The organism is Acidimicrobiales bacterium, assembly GCA_036273495.1.
In the GTDB taxonomy this organism is placed as follows: domain Bacteria; phylum Actinomycetota; class Acidimicrobiia; order Acidimicrobiales; family JAJPHE01; genus DASSEU01.
Map to the genome: position 1 here is coordinate 1 of DASUHN010000251.1, position 10,112 is coordinate 10,112.

Annotated in this window: 10 protein-coding genes; 6 read left to right on the forward strand and 4 right to left on the reverse strand. The window is 72.3% G+C overall.

The window, feature by feature from the left end; all coding sequences use genetic code 11:
* Window positions 1-1,424 (forward strand): acyltransferase family protein (locus tag VFW24_10825; GenBank protein HEX5267255.1); only part of this gene is annotated, 1,424 nt, incomplete at its 5' end.
* 21 nt (window positions 1,425-1,445) lie between these two features.
* Here VFW24_10825 and VFW24_10830 read toward each other — a convergent pair.
* Together VFW24_10830 and VFW24_10835 are read right to left on the reverse strand one after the other, a co-directional pair.
* Window positions 1,446-2,354 (reverse strand): hypothetical protein, encoded by a 909-nt coding sequence (locus VFW24_10830; GenBank protein ID HEX5267256.1) that lies wholly within the window; start codon window positions 2,352-2,354, stop codon window positions 1,446-1,448.
* A 55-nt stretch (window positions 2,355-2,409) separates the two neighbouring features.
* Window positions 2,410-3,615, reverse strand: a complete 1,206-nt coding sequence (locus VFW24_10835) for an EAL domain-containing protein (GenBank protein HEX5267257.1) — start codon at window positions 3,613-3,615, stop codon at window positions 2,410-2,412.
* A gap of 205 nt (window positions 3,616-3,820) precedes the next feature.
* Between VFW24_10835 and flgN the strand changes: the two genes are divergently transcribed.
* The 4 genes from flgN to VFW24_10855 are packed head-to-tail and all read left to right on the forward strand — an operon-like array spanning window position 3,821 to window position 7,024.
* Window positions 3,821-4,306, forward strand: coding sequence for a flagellar export chaperone FlgN (gene flgN / locus VFW24_10840; protein ID HEX5267258.1), 486 nt, complete (start codon window positions 3,821-3,823; stop codon window positions 4,304-4,306).
* A 27-nt stretch (window positions 4,307-4,333) separates the two neighbouring features.
* Window positions 4,334-5,659, forward strand: coding sequence for a flagellar hook-associated protein FlgK (gene flgK, locus VFW24_10845; protein HEX5267259.1), 1,326 nt, complete (start codon window positions 4,334-4,336; stop codon window positions 5,657-5,659).
* Window positions 5,660-5,661: 2 nt separating this feature from the next.
* Window positions 5,662-6,561: a flagellin gene (locus tag VFW24_10850; GenBank protein HEX5267260.1), complete on the forward strand. Its 900-nt coding sequence runs from the start codon at window positions 5,662-5,664 to the stop codon at window positions 6,559-6,561.
* A gap of 52 nt (window positions 6,562-6,613) precedes the next feature.
* A complete protein-coding gene (locus VFW24_10855; GenBank protein HEX5267261.1) occupies window positions 6,614-7,024 on the forward strand; it encodes a flagellar assembly protein FliW in 411 nt (136 codons plus the stop codon).
* A 6-nt stretch (window positions 7,025-7,030) separates the two neighbouring features.
* On the opposite strand, the gene csrA is transcribed toward VFW24_10855, so the two are convergent.
* Both csrA and VFW24_10865 read right to left on the reverse strand, forming a co-directional pair.
* A complete protein-coding gene (gene csrA, locus VFW24_10860) occupies window positions 7,031-7,297 on the reverse strand; it encodes a carbon storage regulator CsrA (protein HEX5267262.1) in 267 nt (88 codons plus the stop codon).
* Between the two features lie 89 nt (window positions 7,298-7,386).
* Entirely contained in the window at window positions 7,387-9,714 is a 2,328-nt protein-coding gene (locus tag VFW24_10865) for a glycosyltransferase (GenBank protein HEX5267263.1), read from the reverse strand.
* Window positions 9,715-9,884: 170 nt separating this feature from the next.
* Here VFW24_10865 and VFW24_10870 point away from each other — a divergent pair.
* A partial coding sequence (locus VFW24_10870; protein ID HEX5267264.1) for a flagellin occupies window positions 9,885-10,112 on the forward strand: 228 nt, incomplete at its 3' end.

Consider the following 10,112-nt stretch of genomic DNA (forward strand, 5'->3'; position numbering starts at 1 on the left):
TGGCGGCGGGGGTGGCGGTGGTCATCGCCGCCGTGGCCGTCGTCCCCTCCAGCCCCGTTCCGTGGCTGCTGTCCCGCTCCCCGCTGCGCTTCCTCGGGCGCATCTCCTACGGCATGTACCTGTACCACTGGCCCCTGTTCCTGGTGCTCGACCACGCCCGCACCGGGCTGCTCGGGCCCCGGCTGCTGGTGGTGCGGCTGGCCGCCACCACGGGCGCGTCGGTGGTCTCCTACTACCTGGTCGAGCAGCCGATCCGGCGCGGAGCCCTCCGGCACTGGCGAGCGGCGGCGGCGCTACCGGTGGGAGTGGCGACTGTGGCGGCGGGGACCCTCGTCGCCACGACCCTGCCGGTGGTCAGCGCCGCCGCGGTGCCCCTGGCCGACCGCACCCACGCCACCGTGCCGGCCCGGGCCAGTGGCAGCGTGCGCATCGTCCGGCCGCCCATTCCCGCCGGCGCCCCGGTGAAGGTGATGGTGGTCGGGGACTCGGTGGCCGAGACCCTGGCCTCGGGGCTCACCACCTCCGCCCGCCAGATGGGGATCGACCTCATGAACGACGGGACCCTCGGCTGCGGCGTGGTGCGCGGCGGGCCGTACGAGTACTTCGGCGCGACCCACCCCGACCTGCCGGAATGCGCAACCTGGCCGCAGCGGTGGGCGGGGCTGATCCGCGCCCACGACCCCGACGTGGTGTTCATGGTCGTCGGCCGCTGGGAGGTCATGGACCGGGTGCACGACGGGACGTGGACGCGCGTCGGGGACCCGTCGTTCGACGCCTATCTGCAGAGCGAGCTCGAGACCGCGGTGGACGTGCTCACGGCCCGGGGCGCCACCGTCGCTCTCGCCACGGCGCCGTACTACCTGCGCGGTGAGCGGCCCGACGGGGGCCGCTGGCCGGAGGACGACCCGGCCCGGGTCGACGCCTTCAACCGGCTGATCCGGGCGGTGGCCGCCCACCACCCCCAGTCGGTGGCCATCGTCGACCTCGGGGGGCACACCTCGGCCGGCGGGCGCTACACGCCGTACATCGACGGGATCGAGATGCGCTACGACGGCGTGCACTTCACACCGCTGGCCGACCGGTGGCTGGCGCCCTGGCTGCTGCCGCAGCTGCTGGCCCTGGCTCCGCCCACGGTCGGTGGCCGGGTGATCCCGCCGGTGCCGACGCAGGCCGTGACCCCGACCTACAGCACGCCGACCACCACCTACCACCGCACCTACACCTACCGGCCGACCACGACGACGGTCCGATCCTCGACGACCTCGACGACAGGCGCGACCTCCACGACAGCGCCGGCCTCGACGACGACATCGACGTCTCAGGACACCACTTCGACCACGGCGCCCCGCGAGACCACCACCACGAGCCGCCACGAGACGACCACGACGACCCGTCCGGAGACGACGTCGACGACCAAGCCGTAAGGCGCACGCCTCCGGCGTGGCTCAGCTCGTCTGGTCCCGCTCCCCGAGGCTGGGCCGGCTCTCGCTCTGTCGTAGCGCCCTCCCGCGCCCTGCCGCGATGCCTTCAGCAGGAACCGCGATGCCTTGAGGAGGATCAGCCCCTCGGCCCCCTGGCAGGGCGGGGCCCTCGTGGAGCTCGACCCAGGCGTCCTCGACCGCCTCCAGGCGCAGGCGGAACCAGCGCAGGGAGTCGACCGCGGCGCGTTCCGAATCGGACAGCTCGGGCAGCGGGGCGGAGCGCCGGCCGAGCCCGGAGATCGCCAGGGCCGTGCGTTCGGCCACATCGGCCAGGTGCACGAGCTCGCCGGCCAGCTCCTCGGCCACCCCGCGGTGGGCGTCGAGGGCGGCGGTCAGCCGGTCCTCCTCGGCCCGGCGGCGAGGGCCGTCGGCGCCGGCCCGTAGATCGCGGACGGCGCCTTCCAGACGTGAGATCTCCCGGGCGCGCACCGCGACCGACCAGGTGGTCTGGGCCAGGCGACGCCGGGCGTCGCGTACCCAGCGCCGGGCGTCGTCGAGCTGGGCGGCGGCCGCCTCGAACCGCACCCGGGCGTCACAGGCGACGGCCAGCAGGCCGGCGGCGTCGGAGCGGGAGCCGAGGTCCTGGGGGGACACGACCGCCCGGCGGTGGGCGGCCCGTACGGCGGGCGGCAGCCCCAGCCACGTGCCCGATGCCGCGGCCAGGCCGGCCACGGCCCACAGGTGCGCGGTTCCCTGCCACCACAAGGCGTAGGGCACCAGCTCGATGGCCATGAACCCCGCTACGGCCGCCAGCAACCAGCGGACCGGGCGGGCCCACGGCTCCAGGTGGGCCAGGACCCGCGTGATCCGGGGGGCGGCGGGGTCGACAGCGCGGGCGGGGACGGCCGAGCGCGCCCGAGCGGGGGTGCTCATGTACAGGACGCTAGGGCCGCGATGGGAGGAGTGTGGGGAGAGGCCGGCCTGGTGATCAGGCGTGCTCGAGGATGGCACAGACCTCGTTGCCCCAGGTCAGCGCCTCGATGTAGCTCTTCTCCACCAGCGCGGCGTCGAGGCCTGAGCTCAGCTCGAGGCCGGCGCCGCCGCCCAGCTCCCACGCCAGCACGTCGGCGAGGATGGCGCCCAGCGGGCCCTGGTGATCGAGCAGGGCGGAGCCCAGCTCGTCGGTGATCGCCAGCTGCTCGACGATCTCGAACAGCGGGGCGCCGAGCAGAAGATCGAGCGCCGACACGAGACCGACGGTGAAGGCGGAGTCACGCAGATGGGGAGCGCCGGCGGCGGCCAGCAGCTCGGTCATGCGCGCCCGGGTCATGGCGATGTGGATCTGCTCGCTCGAGCCGTTGTGGGCGTCGGCCAGCAGCATCAGAATCACCCAGCTGCGCATGCGACGCTGGCCGAGCAGCACGACCCCCTCCCGGATCGAGCTCACCGGACGGCGCAGGCCCCGGCCCGCGCCCGATCCCGCTGCCCGCAGGAAGCGGTAGCTGAGCCCGGCGTCGGCCTCGACGATGCGCTCGATCTGGCCGGCGGACATGTCGGGATCGCACAGCTTGTCGATGAGCTGCAGGCAGGTCAGCCGGTTCGGGTCCAGCCCCCGGCGCTCCACGATCTCGGGACGCGAAAGGAGGTAGCCCTGGTACAGCTCGAAGCCCAGCTCCTTGCAGACCTCCATCTGCTCGGCCGTCTCCACCTTCTCGGCGACCAGTCTCACGTCGAAGGGTCGGCAGAGGGCCACCTGCTCGGCCAGGCGCTCACCGGGCAGGGCCAGCAGGTCGAGCTTCACGATCGACGCCAGCTCCAGGAGCGGCTCGTCCCCGGGGCTGAACACATAGTCGTCCAGGGCCAGGGTGTATCCCGCCTGGGCGAGGCGCCGGCATCCATCGACGACCTCGTCGTCGCGTGCCACGTTCTCGAGCACCTCGATCACGGTCTGCTCGGGTGCCAGCGGGACGTCCTGGGCTCCCACCAGGAACGCACGGGGGGCGTTCACGAAGGCCTTGCGATTGCCCACCAGATTCTCCAGGCCGATGTCCAGTCCCGCCCGCACCAGCACGTCCGCGGTCATCACGTCCGCGTCCCGCTGCTGGCCCGCCGGGCTACGGAACAACAACTCGTACCCGTAAACGGCGAGCTTGCTGTCGAAGATCGGCTGCCTGCCGACCATGATCTGGCTCATCCGGTCTCCTCCAACGTCCTTGGCCCGGGCCCGCCGCCCGACAGCTCCTAAATGGTCGGACTCCGGGCGCTGGTCCTGAAGGGGAAATTCGACGGCCGCCGGCGGGGCTGGGGTCCCCGCTCGGTGGAGGAGCCGCGGCGTAGGGGACCCGGCGGGGAGTGAAATTCGTTCAACCGCTGGGGCCCGGCCGCCGATGAGTTGGGGCATGGGTGCATCTGAGGTGTCGACGCTGCTCTGGCGCGAGCGCCAGCTCCTCGACCTCCTGCTGTTCAAGATGGAGGAAGAGCAGCTGATCCTGGCCGCCGCCCGCCCCCACCTCCTCGGGCCTGCCAGCGCCGAGGTGGCCCAGGTCCTGGAGCAGATCAGCCAGTGCGAGGCCGAGCGGGAGGAAGCGACCCGGGAGCTGGCCGCCGAGCTCGGCCTCGGTTCCCCGGCGCGCCTGGGCCAGATCGTCGAGGCGAGCGAGGAGCCGTGGACCGGCATCTTCTCCGAGCACCGCAAGGGGCTGGTGGCGGCCGTCGAGCGCATCCGGACCCTGGCGGCGGGCACCAAGGCCCTGCTGGCCGCTCGGCTGGCGGCCACCGCCGACGCCCTGGCCCTGCTCGGCCAGGCTCCCATCGAGGCCTACGGCCCCCCCGACGCCTATGCGCCGGCCGGAGGCCCGGGGCGGCTGGTGCGGGGCAGCCTGTGACTCCGGTCCGGACCATGAGGTCCCGCCGTGGCTGAGGTCGGGCTCTACACCGCCCTGTCGGGCATCGAGGCGGAGACCACCGCCATGGATGCCACCAGCAACAATGTCGCCAACGCCAACACCGCCGGCTTCGTCCGGGAGCAGGCCCAGTTCTCCGCCGTCCCGACGGGCGGGGTCCTCGTGGCCGGCATCCAGCAGGTGACCTCCCAGCTCCAGCAGGCCAACGCCCTTTCGGCCACCTCTTCGTCGTCGGCCGCCTCCGCCTTCCAGAACCTGCTTTCCACGGCCCAGTCCTCCTTCCCCGAGCCCGGCGCCGACGGCCTGCAGTCCCAGCTCTCCTCGTTCTGGTCCTCGTGGGACGACGTGGCCAACGACCCGTCCCAGCTGGCCAGCCGGACCCAGGTGGTCAACTTCGCCACCAACATGGTGTCGGGCCTCAACCAGGCCTCGGCCAACCTGAGCCAGCTCCAGCAGTCCTCGGCCTCCCAGGTCTCGTCGGTCACCGCCGAGGTCAACAACCTCCTGTCCCAGATCGCCGCCCTCAACAAGTCGGCCGTAGCCGCCGGTTCCAACGGAGCGGCCAACGGCCTCGTGGACCAGCGCAACGCCCTGCTCAACTCCCTGGCCGGGGACATCGGCATCACCGTCCGACCGCAGTCCGACGGCAGCGTCAACGTGTACGCCGGCGGGTTGGCCCTCGTGCAGGGGGCCACGGCCGACAGCCTCTCGGTCTCCAGCTCCGGCGGCACGGTCAGCGTCACCTCGGCCCACACCGGGACGGCCGTCCCGATCACGCAGGGGACCATCGGAGGCCTTCTCCAGGGCATCAACCAGTCGATCCCGACCTACCAGGCCCGCATCGACCAGGTGGCCTCCGCCCTGGCCACGACCGTCAACACCCAGCTGGCGGCCGGCCAGACCGCCGCCGGGGCGCCGGGGCAGCCGCTGTTCGTGGCCATTGGGGGCGGGGCGGTCACCGCCGCCAGCATCTCGGTGAACCCGCCCGTGGCCGCCGACCCCACGCTGCTGGCCGCCGCCGCGGCCGGCGCCGGGCCCCTCGACGGCTCCAACGCCCAGGCCATGGCGGAGCTGGCCAGCTCCCCGACCGGGCCGGACCAGTCGTACCGGATCATGATCGGGGACCTCGGCTCCGACGTCCAGGCCGCCACCAGCCTGGCGTCGACCCAGGCGGTGTTCAGCCAGCAGGCCAGCGCGGCCGACCAGGCCGTGTCCGGCGTCAACACCGACGAGGAGATGGTGAACATGCTCCGCTACCAGCACGGCTACGAGGCCGCCGCCAAGGTCATCACCACCCTGAGCTCGACGATCGAGTCCCTGCTGGCGGCGGTATGACCATGATCGGCGGGGCCTCCCGCATCACCCCCGGCATCGTCGACGACCAGATGACGGCCACCATGGACGCCGATCAGCTGTCGATTGCCCAGCTCCAGGAGAAGATCTCGTCGGGTCAGGCCATCAGCCGGCCCTCCGACGATCCGGTCGGGGTGGTCCAGTCGCTGACCACCCAGGCGGCCCTGGCCCGGGGCCAGCAGTACCAGTCCAACGCCCAGGACGGCCTGGGCTGGCTGGGGACGGCCAACACCGCCCTGTCCAGCGCGGTCACCCAGCTGTACGGCATCCGCAACATCGTGCTCGGGGCCGGGAGCAACAGCAGCCAGCCCTCGACCTATGCCGATCTGGCTCAACAGGTCAGCGGCATCCGCCAGGAGCTGCTGGCGCTGGCCAACACGACGTATCTGAACCGGCCCGTCTTCGCGGGCACCTCCTCCACGGCCCAGGCCTACGACGCCGCCGGCAACTACCTCGGGTCCGGCGCCGCCCCCACGAGGACGGTGGCGCCCGGCACGTCGCTCCCGGTGAGTACCACCAACCCCTTCGGCTCCGGCGCCGGGTCCGTCTTCGCCGCGGTGGACCAGGTCATCAACGACCTGCAGACCGGCACCCCGGCCTCGATCGGGAACCTGACCGGCACGGACCTGGGCAACCTGGACAACGCCCTCAACTCGCTGTCCAGCTCCGCCGGGCAGGTGGGGGAGAGCTACCAGCAGATGCAGTACCTGTCCGATCAGGCCGTGGCCGCCCAACAGACGCTGTCGACCCGGCTGGCCGACATCCAGGACGTCGACCTGGCCAAGGCCGTCACCGACCTGCAGATGCAGCAGAACTCCTATCAGGCGGCCCTATGGGCAACCTCCCGGGTGGTCCAGCCCACTCTGGCCCAGTTCCTCTCCTGACGATCGGTTGACTCCTATGCTGAGCTACTGCCCTCCTGCCCGCCTTGAGCCCGTGACCGACCTGATCCCGGACGCCGGGACCCTGCCCGGCCCCCTGGAGTTCCCCGACGGCCTGCCCGGGTTCCCCCATGCCCGCCAGTTCCGGTTCGAGCCGCTGGAGGAGAACCTGCCCCCGTTCTTCTCCATGCGCAGCCTCGACATCTCCGGCCTGCGCTTTGTCGTCGTGCCGCCCGGAGCGGTCTTCGAGAACTACGTGGTCGAGGTGCCCGAGGACGACGTCGAGCGACTCGGACTGCACCATGCCGAGGACGCCCTGGTGGTCGTGATCGTGACCGTGGCGCAGCCGCCGACCGCCAACCTCCTCGGACCGGTGGTCGTCAACCGCCACACCGGGCTGTCCCGGCAGGTCGTGCTGACCGGCTCCGGGTACGACGTGCGTACCGCGCTGCCGGTAGGCGGGTAGCGCCGCTCAGCTGACGGTGCCCGGGCCCGGCCCGGGCCCGTCACCACCGGGCCGGCGGGTGCCGCCCAGGGCGCTGAGGTCGGACCCCGAGGGTGAAGCTGCAGCCCGGTTGGCCTCCTGGAGGGCCAGGAAGACCTCCTCGCGGTGCACAGCGATCTCCCGGGGGGCGCGCACCCCGATCCGCACCGTCTCCCCACTCACCTCCAGCACGGTGATGACCATGTCGGTGCCGATCATGATGCTCTCGCCGGGTCGGCGGCTGAGTACGAGCACGGTCCCTCCTTGGTCGGCGACGCTCCCGTCCCTGGGCCGCCCCCGAATCTACCGCCGGCCGGGGGTGCAGCCGCGCCTATGCGGCGGGATCAGGCGCAGAGGAGCTCGTCATCCGCCAGGAAGGGGCACAGCAGGGCCACCTCGGCCCGCGTGGCCTCCTGCTCGGCGGCGGGTACGTGGGCCAGGGCCTCGGCGAGCGCCGTGCGGGCCCGCGGGTCGCGGAACGTCCCGAGGGCCACCGCCGCCGCCCGCACCCGCTCGGCGGGGGACCGGGCCGCGTCGGCGGCAACGACCAGGAGCGGGCAGGCCCCGGCCAGGCCCTTCTGGCGCACCCGGGCGGACCACTCCAGGGTCCGGACCAGGGGCAGGCGCAGCGCCACCCGCGCCGCCGCCGCCAGGGGGGCCAGGTCGGAGGGGTCCCGGCGCCACCACGTTTCCAGCAGGCTGTCGGCCGGCTCGGGGGCCAGTTGCAGGACCTGGGCCAGGACCGGCCGGGTCACGGCGGGTGTCACGGCGGCCACCAGGTCGTCGGGCCCCCGCCCGGCCTTGGCGAGGAGGTCGAGGATCGTGCCCACGTGGACGTCACAGGCGCCGGCGGCCAGGGCCGCCAGCAGCACGTCGGCGGCGGCGCCGGGGCGGTCGAGGGCGGCCAGGGCGCGGGCCCGCAGCGGAGCGATCAGCTCGGCCCGGTACTCGAAGCCGTCGTCGTCGGTCTCCCGGGGACCGACCCGGTCGAACGAGGCCAGGGCGGCGGCGTTGTCTCCCTCCACCAGCAGGATCCGGCCCGTCAGGATGTCGGCCAGGACCGGCTTGCGGCTGGCCTGGCGCAGGCGGTCGGCCCATTCGGCCGCCTCGGCCAGGCGACCCAGGCCCATCAGGTCCTCGATGCCCATGCGCAGGGCCAACCGGCGGGTGGTGGGATTGGTGGCGAGCAGGGCACCCCGCCGGCAGTGCTCGAGGCTCTCCTCGTAGTACGGGGCGGGGCTGTCGGAGTAGGCGCCGGCCACGAAGAGGGTCCGGCCCAGATTGGTCAGGGCGCCGGCCAGGGCCTCGCGCCCGGCGGGTCCCTTGGGTGGACCGTTCGCATCCAGCTTTTTCACGCCGGCGCGGGCCAGACCCAGGTTGCGGTCGGCCTTGTGGCGCTGCGACATCATGGCGTCGGTGTAGCCGTGATGGAGGATCCGCACGTCCTCCTGAGGATTCAGGGCCAGAAGGCGACCGCCCGGTCCACAGACCTGCTCGTGGAGATGGCCGGTCCAACGCCCCACGTCGCGCCGGAACAGCCGGCAGGCGGGGTGGACGCTGCGGGAGTTCCAGCCCGTGCCCATCTCGTTCTCGATCAGCACGACGTAGCCCTCGGGCTGGGCCGGGCCGGCCAGCCGCCGGCGGAGCCCTTCGATGTCCCCTTCGACGACCTCGTCGGCGTCGATCCACAGGATCCACCGCCCGGTGCAGTGGGCCAGGGCGTCGTTGCGGGCCCGCCCGAAGTCGTCGTCCCAGTAGCCCTCGACCACCACGGCCCCGGCGTCACGGGCCAGTGCGATGGTGGAGTCGGTCGAGCCGGTGTCGTACACGACGACCTCGTCGGCCAGCCCCACCAGCGAGGCCAGGCAGGCGGGCAGAGACTCTTCCTCGTCCTTGACGATCAGGCAGGCCGAGACCATGGCCCCGGTGCCCACCTCCTCCGGATCGGCACCGAACTTGGCCAGGTAGCGCTCCCGATTGGACAGCTCCTGATCACGCCACGACAGCCCGTTGGCGTCGAAGGTGGCGTGCCCGTGGTGGTGCACGAACGAGCCATGGGAGATGACGAGCCGGCCCCCGGCGGCCCGGAGGCGCACGCACAGGTCCTCGTCCTCGTAGCCACCGACCTCGTAGCCCTCGTCGAACCCCCCGATCGCCCGGAAGGGTTGGGTCCGGACCGCGAGGCAGAAGCCCACCAGGCGCTCCACGTCGCTCACCAGACCCCGATGCTCCTCGCACCACTCGTGGGAGAAGCGGCGCATGGCCGCCATCGAGTCCGGGGGGTAGGGGACAGCCAGCATCTGGGGACCGGAGACGCAGTTGGACCGGGGACCGGTTGCCACGACGGTCGGGTCCGCCATAGGGGACAGCAGGCCGTCGAGCCATCGGGGAGGCACCACCGTGTCGTTGTTGAGGAAGACGACCACGTCGTGGCGGGCCGCCGCCGCCCCCTGGTTGCAGGCCGGGGCAAAGCCCCGGTTCTCGGAGTTGGTGATCACCTCGAGCCACGGGTACCGGCGCAGGCCGGCGGCGGTGCCGTCGTGGGACCCGTTGTCCACCACGACCACCTGGTCCCGGGGGCGCAGGGTGGCGCCCAGCGAGTCCAGGCAGGCGCGCGTGAGCTCCCAGGCGTTCCAGACCGGGATCACGACGGTGGCAGGGGCGCGGACCATGACCCTGGTTTCATCGGCGCGGGGGCGGTTCGACCCTTAGCCGCACGGGCCCCGGATTTTCTTTAAAGGACGCTCCGGAGAGGGTCGATAGCCCTTCCTGTGACGCCACACCCGGCGGCACCGGCGCTCCACGGACGGGGCGTCTTTGCTAACACGGAGGAAAGCATCAGATGTCTTCGCTCAGCGTAAACACCAACGTCAACGCCATCAGCGCGTTCAACACCCTCAGCAAGACCGACTCGCAGCTCACCACGTCCATGAACCGTCTGTCCTCGGGTCTCCGGGTCCAGACGGCCGCCGACGACCCCGCCGGCTTCGTCGTCTCCCAGTACCTGAACAACCAGGCCGGGGGCTACGGAGTGGCCGTTTCCAACGGTCAGAACGCGGTGTCGGTCCTG